Source organism: Cronobacter sakazakii (genome assembly GCF_000982825.1).
In the GTDB taxonomy this organism is placed as follows: domain Bacteria; phylum Pseudomonadota; class Gammaproteobacteria; order Enterobacterales; family Enterobacteriaceae; genus Cronobacter; species Cronobacter sakazakii.
Window position 1 is genome coordinate 3,672,539 of the sequence record NZ_CP011047.1, and the last position, 15,162, is coordinate 3,687,700.

Genomic DNA, 15,162 nt, shown 5'->3' on the forward strand with positions numbered 1-15,162 from the left:
TCGTTGTGGTGAAAAGGTGGGTGCGCTTCGCTTACCCACCCTACGAAAATCGGTTAATGTTCTGTGTAGGGCGGGTAAGCGAAGCGCACCCGCCGTTTCCCTCTGACACCCCTGCCGTCAAAGCCCTTTCAACAGCTTCTCGACATACTCCGGCACCACCTGGCTTGCCAGCCCGTAATGCTTCTCTTCAAACTCGCTGCCGACCTGGCTTGGCTCCAGGTTAAGCTCCACGGTATGCGCGCCCTGAAGCTTCGCTTCATGCACGAATCCGGCGGCCGGATAAACGTGCCCGGAGGTGCCGATGGCGATAAACACATCGGCGCGCGCGAGTGCCTCATAAATACGATCCATCCCGAGCGGCATCTCGCCGAACCACACTACGTGCGGGCGCAGCGGCGCGGGGAACTGGCAACAGTGGCACTTATCGCCAGGCGTCACGTCGCCCGTCCACTCCAGCACCTGCCCGCTCTGCGAACAGCGCACTTTCAGCAATTCGCCATGCATATGCACCACATTTTTGCTGCCCGCGCGCTCGTGCAGGTTATCGATATTCTGGGTGACCAGTAAAAAGCGGTCGCCGAGCGCCTCTTCCAGCCGCGCCAGCGCCAGATGCGCCGCGTTAGGCTTGATCTCCGGCTGCTGTAGCTGGCGGCGCCGGGCGTTATAAAACTCCTGCACCAGCTGCGGATTGCGCGCGAACCCTTCCGGCGTTGCCACATCCTCCACGCGATGCTCTTCCCACAGGCCGTCAGCGGCGCGGAACGTGCGAATGCCCGATTCCGCCGAGATCCCCGCCCCGGTTAAGACCACTACCACAGGTTTATTCATCACTTCAGGTGTCATAATTCTGTCCCGGAAAAAAATACGCTGGCGCAAGCGCTCGCGCAGCCGACGTTTATTCCTTCGAAACCGGCCCAGCCGGTGCAGACGACGCGATTGCATTTCAACTCCGTGAGCGTGTGAGATGGAGAAAAGCCGCGCCGCGCATACCGCCCGCGTCGCCGTGGCGCGCCTGCTCAATACGCGGCACTTTCGCCACGGGCAGCAGATACGCAGGCAGCTTCGCGCTAAGCGTCGTTGTCAGATGCGAAAACCCCGACAGCCCGCCGCCGAGCACCACCAGATGCGGGTCCAGCACGGTCAACAGACTCGCGACACAGGCCGCCAGCAGGTCGGTATAACGCTCAACATGCGCCTGCGCCTGCGTGTCACCCTGCTGCCAGCGGCCAATGATTTGCGGCGCGTCCAGTGATTCATGGTAGAAGTGATGCCAAAGCCATGCAAAGCCCCGACCGGAAAGATAATTCTCAATACAGCCGTGTTGCCCGCAGCCGCAGCGGATGAGTGGGATATCGCGCCCGAGGATCGCAAGCGCGTCCACCGGCAGCCGGATATGCCCGAATTCGCCCGTGATAAAGCTGCGTCCGGTCACCGGTTTGCCATCAACAACCACGCCGCCGCCGACACCAGTGCCGAGAATAAGCCCCATCACAACAGGATACGCGCTGAACTCATCGTCCCAGGCCTCGGAGAGCGCAAAACAGTTGGCGTCGTTATCGATACGCACGTCGCGCCCGAGCCGCACGCTGAGATCGCGCCTCACCGCCCTGCCGCTGGCGGCGGGCAGATTGGCGGCATACAGCAGGCCGTCGTCCGTTTCCGGGATGCCGGGAATGCCAACGCCGACATGCCCCGCGCCGCCAAAGCGGCGGTCGGCCTCTGTCACCAGCGCGCTGATGGCGTCGAGAAAGTTCTCGTAGCGGTCATGCGGCGTCGCGACGCGGGTTTGCCATTGCAGACGCCGCGCGTCATCGTATACCCCGAGGGCGATTTTGCTGCCGCCAATGTCAAACCCGTAATACATCCGCCGCTCCCTGAATTATTGTCCGCTCAGTACCCGCGCCGGATCGATGCGGCTCGCGCGCCGTGCCGGATACCAGCTCGCCAGCAGGCTCAGCACCAGCGCCGTCAGCAGCACATAAACCACATCCAGCGCGTGCAGCTCCGATGGCAGGAAGTCGATAAAGTAGATATCACCGGAGAGGAAATGATGGCCGATCAGTTTTTCAATCCCGTGAATGATGGCCGTGAGCTGCCACGAGGCCAGCACACCCACCACCACGCCGCTGACCGAGCCGAGCAGCCCGGCGAGCAGTCCGTACCAGACGAAAATCGCACGGATAAGCCCGTCTTTCGCACCGAGCGTACGCAGCACCGCGATGTCGCTGCTTTTATCTTTCACCGCCATCACCAGCGTCGAGACGATGTTAAAGCAGGCGACGCCAATCACCAGCACCATCGCCAGATACATAATCGCGCGGATCATCTGGATATCGCGGTACATGTAGCCATAGGTGTTGATCCAGCTTTTGATATAGACATAGGCGTCCGTCACCTGGCCCGCGTCGCGCACCAGTTGATTCGCGTTAAAGACGTCATTCACCTTGATGGCGATGCCCGTGACACTGTCACCGAGGTTCAGATAGCCCTGCGCATCGGCCAGCGGCACCATCGCAAAGCTGTGATCGAGCTGGCCGCTCAGTTGCAGAATACCTGCTACCTGCAAACGTACGCGTTTGGGCTGCAACAGCTTATGGTCAGCGTCAGAATTCGGGATCATGATAGAGAGCCAGTCGCCCTGCTTCACTTTCAGCGCATCAGCAACACCTTTACCGATAATGATTTGCTGTTTGCCCGCCTGAAAACTCTGCCAGGCGTTGTTCTGCACATAATGCGGCAGCGCGCTTAAACGCTGCTCCTGCGCCGGGTCAACGCCTTTCACCTGAATGGCGCGCAGGTTCGCCCCGCTCTCCACCAGGCCGGTAAAATTGACGTATGGTGCCGCCGCGACGATGCCGTTGACCTTCTCAACGCGCGTCACAACATCCTTCCAGCCGCGCCACGGCTGCTCCACCGGCTCGATTTCACCATGCGGCACGACCGCCAGAATGCGATTGTTCAGCTCGCGCTCAAAGCCGTTCATGGCGCTTAAGCCCACAATCAGCACCGCCACGCCAAGCGCGATGCCAATCGTTGAAATAACGGAGATAAGCGACACCATGCCGCTGCGTCTGCGTCCCCGGCTAAAGCGCAGACCAATCAGTAATGATAACGGGGAAGCCATTACGCCCTCCCCATCAGGGTCAGCTCAGGGTTCAGGTGCCCGTCGCGCATCTCCAGCTGGCGCGACAGCCGTTTCGCCAGTAGCAGATCGTGCGTCACCACCAGAAAGGCGGTGCCCTGGGTTTTATTCAGCTCGCCGAGCAGGTCGAAAATGCTGTCGGCGTTGCGGGCATCAAGGTTACCGGTCGGTTCATCCGCCAGCACCAGACGCGGATTATTCACCAGCGCGCGAGCAATCGCGACGCGCTGGCGCTCGCCGCCGGAAAGCTCAGACGGACGGTGGCTGCTGCGGTGTGCGAGCCCCACGGCGTCCAGCATCGCGAGCGCCCGGCGCTCGGTCTCGGCCTTCGGCGCTTTGCCGATTAATAACGGCATCGCCACGTTTTCCATCGCGGTGAAATCGGGAAGCAGATGGTGGAACTGGTAAATAAAACCGAGCTCGCGGTTACGCAGCTCCGCTTTGGCGGAAGAAGAGAGCGTACTTAGCGCCCGGCCGCTGAAAATTACGTCGCCGGAGGTAGGCGTATCCAGCCCGCCCAGCAGGTGCAAGAGCGTACTTTTGCCGGAGCCGGAGCTGCCGACAATCGCCATCATTTCGCCCGCGTCGATGCTGAAGCTGACGTTGTGCAACACATCCGTTTGCACTTTGCCTTCCTGGTAGCGTTTGCACAGGTTGTCGCACTGTAACAGCACAGAATTACTCATAACGTAAAGCCTCAGCGGGTTCGGTGGCGGCGGCGCGCCAGGAAGGATAAAGCGTGGACAACAGCGCGACGGCCATCGCCGAGAGCGCAATACCGATGACCTGCCACGGTTCGATAACGACTGGCAGCGCAGCGCCATCAAGGAACGCGCCAATCACCGGCATCAGATTATTCAACTGGCTGGCAAGGAGCGCGCCGAGCAGCGCGCCAAACAGCGCGCCGATAACGCCCGCGCTTGCCCCCTGCACCATAAACACCGCCATGATCTGACGGCGCGTCAGGCCCTGGGTTTGCAGGATAGCCACCTCGCCCTGCTTCTCCATCACCATCAGCCCGAGCGACGTAATGATGTTAAACGCGGCGACGGCGACAATCAGGCTCAGCAGCAGGCCCATCATGTTTTTCTCCATGCGCACGGCCTGGAACAGCTCGCCTTTACGCTCGCGCCAGTCCTGCCACTGCGTGCCGGGCGGTAACGTCTGCTGGCTCAGCGTATCCACTTTCAGCGGCTCATTCAGCCACAGTCGCCAGCCGGTGATATTTCCTGCCGGGTAGCGCATCAGGCGTGAAGCGTCCTGAATATTGACCAGCATCTGATAGCCATCCACTTCGCTGTTGGCGGCGAAAGTGCCGATAACGGTGAAGAGACGCTGGCTCGGCAGGCGGCCCATTGGCGTGAACTGACTGGCGGACGGCACCATCAGGCGCAGCTGGTCGCCGCGTTTCACGCCAAGCTGGCCCGCAAGCTGCTCGCCGAGAATGATGTTGTATTTCCCGGCGGCCAGATCCTGCTGGTTGACGTTGACCAGATACGGCGTCAGCGGGTCGCGCTGCGCCGGGTCAATCCCCAGCATCACCCCGACCGCCACGCTGCGGACGCTTTGCAGCACCACATCGCCGGTGGTCAGCGGCGCGATGCGGTTAACGCCCTGCAGGTGGAGGCTGTCGGCAGGCAGTTGCTGCGGGTTGACAGAGCCTTTGGATGAACTGATAAGCGCCTGCGGCATCAGCCCGAGAATGTTGTTTTGCAGTTCTCGCTCGAAACCATTCATCACCGAGAGCACGGTCACTAGCGCCAGCACGCCGAGCGTGATGCCGATAGTGGAGAGCCAGGAGACGAAACGGCCGAAGCGGTCTGCTGCACGCCCGCGCATATAGCGCAGGCCGATAAATAACGCGACAGGTTGATACATGAAATCCGTCTTGTACGGTTGCTAATGCAAAGTGATCAACGATAATAAAGCCCAGATCTGATTTATGGAACCACTAACCCACTCTGTCGCCGGGTTTTTATCCCGGACAAGCGGCACAACCGGAGCACGCTTCGCCTTCTATGCCTGAACAATATCGTTACTCTCTGCCCGTCAAAGCGGGCGATCAGCGTCAACTGGGTGAACTGACCGGCGCGGCCTGCGCCGTTGAGGTGGCGGAAATGGCGGAACGCCATGCCGGCCCGCTGGTGCTTATCGCGCCGGATATGCAAACCGCCCTGCGTCTGCACGATGAAATTCAACAATTTACCGAAAGCCTGGTGATGAACCTGGCTGACTGGGAGACGCTGCCGTATGACAGCTTCTCGCCGCATCAGGAGATTATCTCCTCGCGCCTGTCGACGCTCTATCAGCTGCCTGGCATGCAGCGCGGCGTGCTTATCCTGCCGGTGAATACGCTGATGCAGCGCGTCTGTCCGCACAGCTTCCTGCACGGTCACGCGCTGGTGATGCAAAAAGGCCAGCAGCTCTGGCGCGACACCCTGCGCGCGCAGCTGGACCAGGCGGGCTATCGCCATGTGGATCAGGTGATGGCGCATGGCGAATACGCCACCCGCGGCGCGCTGCTCGATCTCTACCCTATGGGTAGCGAGCAGCCCTACCGCATCGACTTTTTCGACGACGAAATCGACAGCCTGCGGCTGTTTGACGTCGATACCCAGCGCACGCTGGAAGAGGTTGAGGCGATAAACCTGCTGCCCGCGCACGAATTCCCGACCGACAAAGCGGCCATTGAGCTGTTCCGCAGCCAGTGGCGTGACCGTTTCGAGGTCAAGCGTGACCCGGAGCATATCTACCAGCAGGTGAGCAAAGGCACCCTGCCCGCGGGTATTGAATACTGGCAGCCGCTGTTCTTTAGCGAGCCGCTGCCGCCGCTGTTCAGCTATTTCCCGAAAAATACGCTGGTGGTGAGCACGGGCGATCTGGAAGCGAGCGCCGACCGCTTCTGGGCCGATGCCGTGGCGCGCTTTGAGAACCGCGGCGTCGACCCGATGCGCCCGCTGCTGCCGCCAGAAGAGCTCTGGCTGCGCACCGATGAACTTCATGCGCAATTAAAAGCCTGGCCGCGCGTGCAGCTGAAAACCGAGGCGCTGGCCGACAAAGCCGCCAATACCAATCTGGGGTATCAGCCGCTGCCGGATATCGCGGTGCAGGCGCAGCAGAAATCGCCGCTCGACAGCCTGCGCCGTTTTCTGGAGTCCTTCACCGGCCCGGTGATTTTCTCGGTGGAAAGCGAGGGCCGCCGCGAGGCGCTCTCGGAACTCCTTTCGCGCATTAAAGTCATGCCGAAGCGCATTCTGCGGCTTGAAGAGGCGCAGGCGGGCGAGCGCTACCTGAGCATCGGCGCGTCCGAGCGCGGGTTTATCGACACCCTGCGCCAGCGCGCGTTTATCTGCGAAAGCGATCTGCTGGGCGAGCGCGTCACGCGCCGTCGCCAGGAGAGCCGCCGCACCATTAACCCGGATACGCTCATCCGCAACCTGGCGGAGTTGCGCCCCGGCCAGCCGGTGGTGCATCTGGAGCATGGCGTGGGCCGCTACGCCGGGCTGACGACGCTTGAGGCAGGCGGCATCACGGCGGAATACCTGATGCTCACCTATGCCAACGACGCGAAGCTCTATGTGCCGGTGTCATCGCTGCATCTCATCAGCCGCTACGCGGGCGGAGCCGAAGAGAACGCGCCGTTGCATAAGCTTGGCGGCGACGCGTGGTCGAAAGCGCGCCAGAAAGCGGCGGAAAAAGTGCGCGACGTGGCGGCGGAGCTGCTGGATATCTACGCCCAGCGCGCCGCGAAATCCGGTTTCGCCTTTAAGCATGACAAAGAGCAGTATCAGCTCTTCTGCGAGGGGTTCCCGTTTGAGACTACGCCCGATCAGGCGCAGGCGATTAACGCGGTGCTGAGCGATATGTGTCAGCCGCTGGCGATGGATCGTCTGGTGTGTGGCGACGTGGGCTTTGGCAAAACCGAAGTGGCGATGCGCGCGGCGTTCCTGGCGGTCGAGAATAATAAGCAGGTGGCGGTGCTGGTGCCGACCACCCTTCTGGCGCAGCAGCATTACGACAACTTCCGCGATCGCTTCGCCAACTGGCCGGTGCGCATTGAACTGCTGTCGCGCTTTCGCAGCGCCAAAGAGCAGGCGCAGGTGCTGGAGCAGGCCGCTGAAGGCAAAGTCGATATTCTTATCGGCACCCATAAACTGTTGCAGAGCGACGTCAAAATGAAAGATCTCGGTCTTTTGATCGTCGATGAAGAACACCGCTTCGGGGTGCGTCACAAAGAGCGTATTAAAGCGATGCGCGCCGATGTGGATATTCTGACGCTCACCGCGACGCCTATTCCGCGCACGCTGAACATGGCGATGAGCGGCATGCGTGACCTGTCGATTATCGCCACGCCGCCCGCGCGTCGTCTGGCGGTGAAAACCTTCGTGCGCGAGTATGACAATCTGGTCGTGCGCGAGGCCATCCTGCGTGAAGTGCTGCGCGGCGGTCAGGTCTATTACCTCTACAATGATGTCGAGAATATCCAGAAGGCCGCCGAGCGGCTGGCGAATCTGGTGCCGGAGGCGCGCATCGCCATCGGTCACGGCCAGATGCGCGAGCGCGAGCTTGAGCGGGTGATGAACGATTTCCATCATCAGCGCTTTAACGTGCTGGTGTGCACTACGATCATCGAAACCGGTATCGATATTCCGACCGCCAATACCATTATCATCGAGCGCGCCGATCATTTTGGTCTCGCCCAGCTGCACCAGCTGCGTGGCCGCGTCGGGCGTTCGCATCATCAGGCGTATGCGTGGCTGCTGACGCCGCCGCCGAAGGCGATGACCACCGACGCGCAGAAGCGTCTTGAGGCGATCGCGTCGCTGGAAGATCTCGGCGCGGGCTTTGCGCTCGCGACGCACGATCTGGAGATTCGCGGCGCGGGCGAGCTGCTGGGCGAAGATCAGAGCGGTCAGATGGAAACCATCGGCTTCTCACTCTATATGGAGCTTCTGGAAAACGCGGTTGACGCGCTGAAAGCCGGGCGCGAGCCGTCGCTTGAAGATCTCACCAGTCAGCAGACGGAAGTGGAACTGCGGATGCCATCGCTACTGCCGGAGGCGTTTATCCCGGATGTGAACACGCGCCTGTCGTTCTATAAGCGCATCGCCAGCGCCAAAAAAGAGCAGGAGCTTGAAGAGATCAAAGTGGAGCTTATCGACCGCTTTGGCCTGCTGCCGGACCCGGCGCGCAATCTGCTGGATATCGCGGCCCTGCGCCAGCAGGCGCAGAAGCTTGGCGTGCGTAAAATTGAGGCTAACGAGAAAGGCGGCACCATTGAGTTTGCCGAGAAAAATCATGTCGATCCGGGCTGGCTTATCGGCCTGCTGCAAAAAGAGCCACAGCATTACCGCCTCGACGGGCCGACGCGCCTGAAATTCTTCCGCGAGCTGGAAGAGCGGAAAACCCGAATGGAATGGGTGCGTCAGTTTATGGCCCAACTCGCCGAACACTCGCTGCCTTAAATCCTTCATGCCCCCGCACGGGGGCGTAACTTTACAATCCTTTGCAATCGTCCAGGGTTTCCCTGGACGAAGCCCCGCCATACTTCTCTCTTTATCTATGTATTACAAAAACTTCTCCGCCTTTGGGATCTGTAAATGAAAAGAGAACATGCGCGTTTTTCTCGCTGGCTGTCATGGCTGGCGCTTGTCGCTGGCATGACGTTTGGCGCAAGCCAGGCGCTGGCGAATACTTACCCTCTCCCCGCACCAGGCAGCCGGTTGATTGGCGAAACCCTCTACCACACGGTGGCGGACGACGGCGGCTCGCTGGAGGCGATCGCCAAACGCTATAACGTCGGGTTTCTGGCGCTGTTGCAGGCAAATCCAGGCGTTGATCCGTATGTGCCGCGCGCGGGTAGCGTGCTGACCATTCCGCGCCAGATGCTGCTGCCGGATGCCCCGCGCGAAGGCATTCTGATCAATCTTGCCGAGCTGCGGCTCTACTATTTTGCGCCGGGCGAGAACACAGTGACCGTCTACCCGATTGGCATCGGCCAGCTTGACGGCGACACGCTCACGCCAACCATGCAGACCACGGTATCGCAAAAGCGCGCCAACCCGACCTGGACGCCGACGGCCAATATACGCGCACGTTATAAAGCACAAGGGATCGATTTACCGGCCGTGATGCCTGCCGGGCCGGACAACCCGATGGGCCACCACGCCATACGCCTTGCAGCTTACGGCGGCGTCTATCTGCTGCACGGCACGAATGCGGATTTCGGTATCGGTATGCGCGTCAGCTCGGGCTGTATCCGTCTGCGCGATGACGACATCAAACACCTGTTCAGCGCAGTGCCGGTCGGTACGCGCGTCAATATCATCAACGCGCCGGTGAAAGCGTCTGTCGAGCCGGACGGGCGTCGGTTTGTTGAAGTCCATCAGCCGCTCTCAAAGCGCATCGAGGATGACCCGAAAACGCTGCCGATTACTCTCAACGCGACGCTCAAAACTTTTGAAGCCGCAGAGCAAACCGACCGAGAGGTGATGGAACAGGCGCTGCGATTGCGCTCCGGCATACCGGTTAACGTCACTGCTCACCCGCCAGCGCCTGCCAGCGACGCCATCTGAAACAAAAAAGGCCCTGTCCGGAGACAGGGCCTTTTAACAGGTGATCTTGACGGCTTATTTATAGATGACGGCGGTGCCGTGCAGATTATTCGGGCCGTTAACAGAGGTGATACGGAACGATTTTGCGCCCATATCGTCAGCTTTCTGCGCAAGCTCGGCTTCCAGCGAAGACAGGTTAGTCCCTGCGGTCGCAGAGATGGTGCCCGCTTTTTGTTGGCCTGCCGGGGTGGACTGCACCTCAACGGCAGCGACGCTTGCAAACGACAACGAACTCAGTACAGCGGCGGCGAACAGTGCTTTAACGGTTTTCATGTGGGTACCCTTTCGTTTGTAATGCGGATTTAGTTACGTGGTCGTTAATATTTATTTAATTAACGATCGATAGATAAATGATAGTTGTGATCTGCATCACGTGTCAATATAATTTTTAATGATCGTTATTTTAATTACTTAAACGCCTGTCACGTCCCCTGTGGCGCACCTGCAGCGCGGTTTTGCTGGTACTGCGGGGGCAAAAAGGGGTATTTTGAGGGCAGGTTTACATAAAGAGGTTAAACGGCACTATGACTACAGAAGCCCACAGTGGCGCTAAAAAAAGCCGTGGCCGACCAAAAGTGTTCGACAGGGAAGCGGCGCTTGATAAGGCCATGGCACTATTCTGGCAACACGGATACGAAGCGACGTCACTTGCGCACCTGGTCGAAGCGACTGGCGCCAAGGCACCCACGCTGTATGCGGAGTTCACCAATAAAGAGGGCTTGTTCCGGGCTGTGCTCGACCGCTATATCGCGCGTTTCGCACAGCAGCAGGAAAACCTGCTTTTTCACGCCGAAAAACGCGTCGACGAAGCGCTGCACGATTATCTGTGCGCGGTGGCACGCTGCTTCGCCAGCAAAGAGACGCCCGCTGGCTGTTTTATGGTCACCACCTCCGCTGCGCTGGCCGCCTCGTCAGAGGAGATCGCCGCCACGCTGAAAGCGCGTAATACGCAACGTGAGGCCATTTTGCTGCGGTTCTTCAGTGAACGTCAGGCGCAAAAGGAAATCCCGGAAAACTGCAATTTGCCTGCGCTGGTGCGCTTTATCAGTTGCCTGGTCCACGGCATGTCCGTCAGTGCCCGTGAAGGCGCGACGCAGGAAGAATTAATTGAGATCGTGAATATGACTATGCGGTTGTGGCCGCATCTGCTGTAAAGCAATTCTCTCCCTTCGTGAGCGGTACCCGCCGCTCACCCTTCACATATAACCGCAATGAATACCATATTTCTTCTGGATCTCTTTTTCTGACGATCATTAATAGGTAAAAACTGGCAAATATATCCTCCAGAATAGCTACTCTTTTACCGTTAAAGAAATGATTATTCGTGTGCTAATTAATTAGCACCACCAATTATTAGAACAGGAGCGATTTACGTCATGAAGACGGGGCCGTGCAGGGACGAGGACGTTTTTCCACACAGTATCCGTGGTGTATCGAGTTTCACAGATGGACGACACGAGACGCTTTTTGGCTATACACCTACAGGGTGATGCTGCCAACTTACTGATTTAGTGTATGATGGTGTTTTTGAGGTGCTCCAGTGGCTTCTGTTTCTATCAGCTGTCCCTCCTGTTCAGCTACTGACGGGGTGGTGCGTAACGGCAAAAGCACCGCCGGACATCAGCGCTATCTCTGCTCTCACTGCCGTAAAACATGGCAACTGCAGTTCACTTACACCGCTTCTCAACCCGGTACGCACCAGAAAATCATTGATATGGCCATGAATGGCGTTGGATGCCGGGCAACCGCCCGCATTATGGGCGTTGGCCTCAACACGATTTTCCGCCATTTAAAAAACTCAGGCCGCAGTCGGTAACCTCGCGCATACAGCCGGGCAGTGACGTCATCGTCTGCGCGGAAATGGACGAACAGTGGGGATACGTCGGGGCTAAATCGCGCCAGCGCTGGCTGTTTTACGCGTATGACAGGCTCCGGAAGACGGTTGTTGCGCACGTATTCGGTGAACGCACTATGGCGACGCTGGGGCGTCTTATGAGCCTGCTGTCACCCTTTGACGTGGTGATATGGATGACGGATGGCTGGCCGCTGTATGAATCCCGCCTGAAGGGAAAGCTGCACGTAATCAGCAAGCGATATACGCAGCGAATTGAGCGGCATAACCTGAATCTGAGGCAGCACCTGGCACGGCTGGGACGGAAGTCGCTGTCGTTCTCAAAATCGGTGGAGCTGCATGACAAAGTCATCGGGCATTATCTGAACATAAAACACTATCAATAAGTTGGAGTCATTACCCACCTACAGAAGGAAGATGAACATGGCTTTGCTATTACCATTATTTAAGGTGTTAATAGTAATAACATTGTTATTTGGCCTTTGGTTGTTCTGCGGTGGTTCTATTCTTTTTGCGTTTCTCTCAGTGCTGATCACTGGTTTTATCTTATTCAGACAACACAATGCTATGTAATGGTTTTCCGACGCTCATGCCTGCATTTTGTCAGGCATGAGCGTTTTCCTGTCAGATTTTCTGGTTGTTACTCACCTGCAAAAAAGCAAAAAAAAAACCCCTCCGCCTGAGTGCAAGAGGGGCAATAATGATGTGAAGCTATTTTATTTTCAGGTTTTCTGATTCAGAACCAGCTGTCCGTTGCTGTCCAGCGGGATACGGCTACCCGGGTCGTTATCCATACGGATTTTGCCCTGCTCTTCCCCGATGCGGTATGTCACATCGTAACCCAGCATTTTCTCTGATTTGTCATACACCGTTTTGCAGCGCTGCTGCGTTGTGGTGTAGGTATCGCCTTCCTGCAAGTGGCCCTGGATCTGGTTACCCGCATAACCACCGCCGAGCGCCCCCACGACCGTCGCGACGTCTCTGCCGCGTCCGCCGCCAAACTGATGGCCGATAACGCCGCCTGCGACCGCACCCAGTACCGAGCCGGTCAGGCGATTTTCATCCTGAACCGGACGGCGATGCGTGACAGTGACGTTACGGCACTCCTGACGCGGCGTTTTCACCGTCTCTTTGATAGGGGTGGCAGAAACCACCTGGGCATATTTTGGCGAAGTGCTGAAAACATTCAGACTGGCCACCGCCGCTACGCCCAGCGCAGCTGCTACCCCGATACCAATACCCGCTAACATTGATTTATTCACAGGAATTCCTCCCGGCTGTGCAATTAGTAACAATTTTGCAATTAAGGCCACAGAGTGGATATCGGAAAACGACTCAAAAAACAGGATAACGTGGGGTGGATCAGCGGATTGAGAGTTGTCTGAGGGGAAATATGACGGAAACAAAATGACATCCGCCCCTGTATGACAGAGGCGGAGGCTGAACTTAGTGCAGCTTGAGGCGCGGTCGGATCACGCGGTTAATGCTGCCTACCAGCATCATCAGCCCGGTTTTAAAGTAACCGTGCAGCGCAATCTGGTGCATGCGGTACAGCGAGATGTAGACAAAGCGCGCGATGCGCCCTTCGATCATCATCGAGCCACGCATCAGGTTACCCATCAGGCTGCCGACGGTCGAGAATTTCGACAGTGACACCAGCGAGCCTTTGTCTTTGTAGACATACGGCTTAAGCGGCTTGCCTTTGATCTGCGCCAGGATGTTATCCAGCGCGCAGGAAGCCATCTGGTGCGCGGCCTGGGCGCGCGGCGGGACGAAACCGCCTTCCGGGCGCGGGCAGGAGGCGCAATCGCCAATGGCGAAGATATCCGGGTCGCGCGTGGTTTGCAGCGTCTGCTCGACTACCAGCTGATTGATACGGTTGGTTTCCAGGCCGCCAATCTCTTTCATGAAATCCGGCGCTTTGATGCCCGCCGCCCAGACCATCAGGTCAGCCTGAATAAATTCGCCGTCTTTGGTGTTAAGCCCATCTTCCTGCGCGCTGGTCACCATGGTATTGGTGAGCACGCGCACGCCGAGTTTGGTCAGCTCATTATGCGCCGCACTGGAGATGCGCGGCGGCAGCGCAGGCAGAATACGTTCGCCCGCTTCCACCAGCGTCACGTTCAGCGCTTCGTTGGTCAGCCCTTTGTAACCGTAGCTGTGCAGCTGTTTCACCGCGTTATGCAGCTCAGCGGAAAGCTCAACGCCCGTCGCGCCGCCACCGACAATCGCGATGTTGACTTTGCCGTTAGCGTTCAGGTTAGCGGAATATTTCAGGAACAGGTTGAGCATTTCCTGATGGAAACGGCGCGCCTGATGCGGGTTGTCGAGGAAGATGCAGTGATCTTTCACGCCCGGCGTGTTGAAGTCGTTGGAAGTACTGCCGAGCGCCATGACCAGCGTGTCATACGGCACTTTACGCTCGGCCACCAGCAGCTCGCCTTTTTCATCACGCAGTTCAGCAAGCGTAATGGTTTTGGCTTCGCGGTTGATATCCACCACCGAACCGAGCTGGAACTGGAAACCGTGGTTGCGCGCGTGCGCCAGATAGCTCAGCGCGTCGACGCCTTCATCCAGCGAACCGGTTGCCACTTCATGCAGCAGCGGCTTCCACAGGTGACTATGGTTGCGATCCACCAGCGTGACTTTCGCTTTTTTGCCACGGCCCAGTTTGTGACCGAGCTGCGTTGCGAGCTCCAGTCCGCCGGCGCCGCCGCCCACGATAACGATCTTTCTTAATGGCGTAGTCAACGTGACCCCCTTAAAGTGTTTAACTAATTGTTAATTCAAAGTTATTAAAAATAGCTTTTAATTAACAATAGTTTAGCAACCCGGCTCACAACAGATATGAGCATAACATGAACGGTGCATTGGTCATACCAAATTTGATGTGCATCAATTTTTATGCATTAAAGTTAAACAAAAACGGGCCAGCGTTTGACTGACCCGTTTGTTCGGTGATGCAAAATGTTGGCACGACGGCGGGATTACCCCAGCGCTTTGAATGCCTTAATGCGCTGAAGGTGCGGCGAGATATTTTTGAACTTGTGCGTCTGCTCTTCATCCCAGACGATTTCATAATACTGATGCAGCAGCTCGGCGGAGCGCTGGCTGTCGAGCGCTTCATCCTCGCGCGAGAGAATCACAAGGCAGCGATCGCGGTTTTTCTCACGGAAGTTCTCAACGCATTTGGTAGCGATATCGAGATACTCCTCCGGCCGGTCGATTTTCCCTTCCATGTTTTCATACGGAAACAGGTTCGGGTTGAAAATCACCTGCCGGATGTCGCACAAAAAGCCGATGCGCTCAGCCCAGAATCCGCCGAGCCCCACACCGCAGATGAGCGGGCGGTCATCGACATTCAGTTGCAGCATTTTGTCCACTTCACGCAGCAGATGCTGCATGTCATGTTTCGGGTGACGCGTGCTGTAGCTGATAAGCCGCACATCCGGATCGATAAACTGCAGTTGCAGCACTTTCTCATGGTTACCCGGACTGTTTGAATCGAAACCGTGTAAGTAGATTATCATCGCATTCTCATCCCAGCGTAGCAG

General features: G+C 57.8%; 13 protein-coding genes. 4 read left to right on the forward strand and 9 right to left on the reverse strand.

The window, feature by feature from the left end; all coding sequences use genetic code 11:
• Positions 1–117: 117 nt before the first annotated feature.
• From cobB to lolC, 5 genes are read right to left on the reverse strand one after another with little or no spacing between them, the layout of a single operon-like run.
• Positions 118–942 carry a Sir2 family NAD+-dependent deacetylase gene (cobB, locus tag CSK29544_RS17535; protein WP_007866857.1) on the reverse strand — a complete coding sequence of 275 codons (825 nt, stop codon included), beginning with the start codon at positions 940–942 and terminating at the stop codon, positions 118–120.
• Position 943: 1 nt separating this feature from the next.
• The gene (gene nagK / locus CSK29544_RS17540) at positions 944–1,864 is read right to left on the reverse strand and encodes an N-acetylglucosamine kinase (RefSeq protein WP_007898421.1); all 921 of its coding nucleotides are present in this window, start codon (positions 1,862–1,864) and stop codon (positions 944–946) included.
• Positions 1,865–1,879: 15 nt separating this feature from the next.
• On the reverse strand, positions 1,880–3,124 hold the full coding sequence (lolE, locus tag CSK29544_RS17545) for a lipoprotein-releasing ABC transporter permease subunit LolE (RefSeq protein ID WP_007898419.1): 1,245 nt from the start codon (positions 3,122–3,124) through the stop codon (positions 1,880–1,882).
• The gene (gene lolD, locus CSK29544_RS17550; RefSeq protein ID WP_004385171.1) at positions 3,124–3,828 is read right to left on the reverse strand and encodes a lipoprotein-releasing ABC transporter ATP-binding protein LolD; all 705 of its coding nucleotides are present in this window, start codon (positions 3,826–3,828) and stop codon (positions 3,124–3,126) included. Before lolD ends, lolE begins: the two co-directional genes overlap by 1 nt.
• The gene (gene lolC, locus CSK29544_RS17555; RefSeq protein WP_007898417.1) at positions 3,821–5,020 is read right to left on the reverse strand and encodes a lipoprotein-releasing ABC transporter permease subunit LolC; all 1,200 of its coding nucleotides are present in this window, start codon (positions 5,018–5,020) and stop codon (positions 3,821–3,823) included. The genes lolD and lolC overlap by 8 nt, the downstream gene beginning before the upstream one ends.
• Positions 5,021–5,160: 140 nt before the next feature.
• Here lolC and mfd point away from each other — a divergent pair, with 140 nt between their 5' ends.
• Together mfd and ldtC are read left to right on the forward strand one after the other, a co-directional pair.
• Positions 5,161–8,607 (forward strand): transcription-repair coupling factor, encoded by a 3,447-nt coding sequence (gene mfd / locus CSK29544_RS17560; protein ID WP_007898414.1) that lies wholly within the window; start codon positions 5,161–5,163, stop codon positions 8,605–8,607.
• Positions 8,608–8,742: 135 nt separating this feature from the next.
• Positions 8,743–9,717, forward strand: a complete 975-nt coding sequence (gene ldtC / locus CSK29544_RS17565) for a L,D-transpeptidase LdtC (protein WP_007898410.1) — start codon at positions 8,743–8,745, stop codon at positions 9,715–9,717.
• Between the two features lie 54 nt (positions 9,718–9,771).
• On the opposite strand, the gene bhsA is transcribed toward ldtC, so the two are convergent.
• Positions 9,772–10,029, reverse strand: coding sequence for a multiple stress resistance protein BhsA (gene bhsA, locus CSK29544_RS17570; protein WP_007866836.1), 258 nt, complete (start codon positions 10,027–10,029; stop codon positions 9,772–9,774).
• A gap of 251 nt (positions 10,030–10,280) precedes the next feature.
• Here bhsA and CSK29544_RS17575 point away from each other — a divergent pair, with 251 nt between their 5' ends.
• Both CSK29544_RS17575 and CSK29544_RS17580 read left to right on the forward strand, forming a co-directional pair.
• Positions 10,281–10,910, forward strand: a complete 630-nt coding sequence (locus tag CSK29544_RS17575; protein WP_029039451.1) for a TetR/AcrR family transcriptional regulator — start codon at positions 10,281–10,283, stop codon at positions 10,908–10,910.
• 386 nt (positions 10,911–11,296) lie between these two features.
• Positions 11,297–11,994 (forward strand): IS1-like element IS1B family transposase gene (locus CSK29544_RS17580; RefSeq protein WP_095033700.1). Its coding sequence is split into 2 segments (ribosomal slippage): positions 11,297–11,546 and positions 11,546–11,994, totalling 699 coding nucleotides; the frame shifts between segments, so codons are not numbered across the junction.
• A 336-nt stretch (positions 11,995–12,330) separates the two neighbouring features.
• Here the strand turns inward: CSK29544_RS17580 and CSK29544_RS17585 are convergent.
• From CSK29544_RS17585 to ycfP, 3 genes are all read right to left on the reverse strand, one after another.
• Positions 12,331–12,870 (reverse strand): glycine zipper 2TM domain-containing protein, encoded by a 540-nt coding sequence (locus CSK29544_RS17585; protein WP_007866833.1) that lies wholly within the window; start codon positions 12,868–12,870, stop codon positions 12,331–12,333.
• A 184-nt stretch (positions 12,871–13,054) separates the two neighbouring features.
• Entirely contained in the window at positions 13,055–14,359 is a 1,305-nt protein-coding gene (locus tag CSK29544_RS17590; RefSeq protein WP_007888909.1) for an NAD(P)/FAD-dependent oxidoreductase, read from the reverse strand.
• Between the two features lie 236 nt (positions 14,360–14,595).
• Positions 14,596–15,138, reverse strand: coding sequence for an alpha/beta hydrolase YcfP (gene ycfP / locus CSK29544_RS17595; RefSeq protein ID WP_004385179.1), 543 nt, complete (start codon positions 15,136–15,138; stop codon positions 14,596–14,598).
• Between the last annotated feature and the right edge of the window lie 24 nt (positions 15,139–15,162).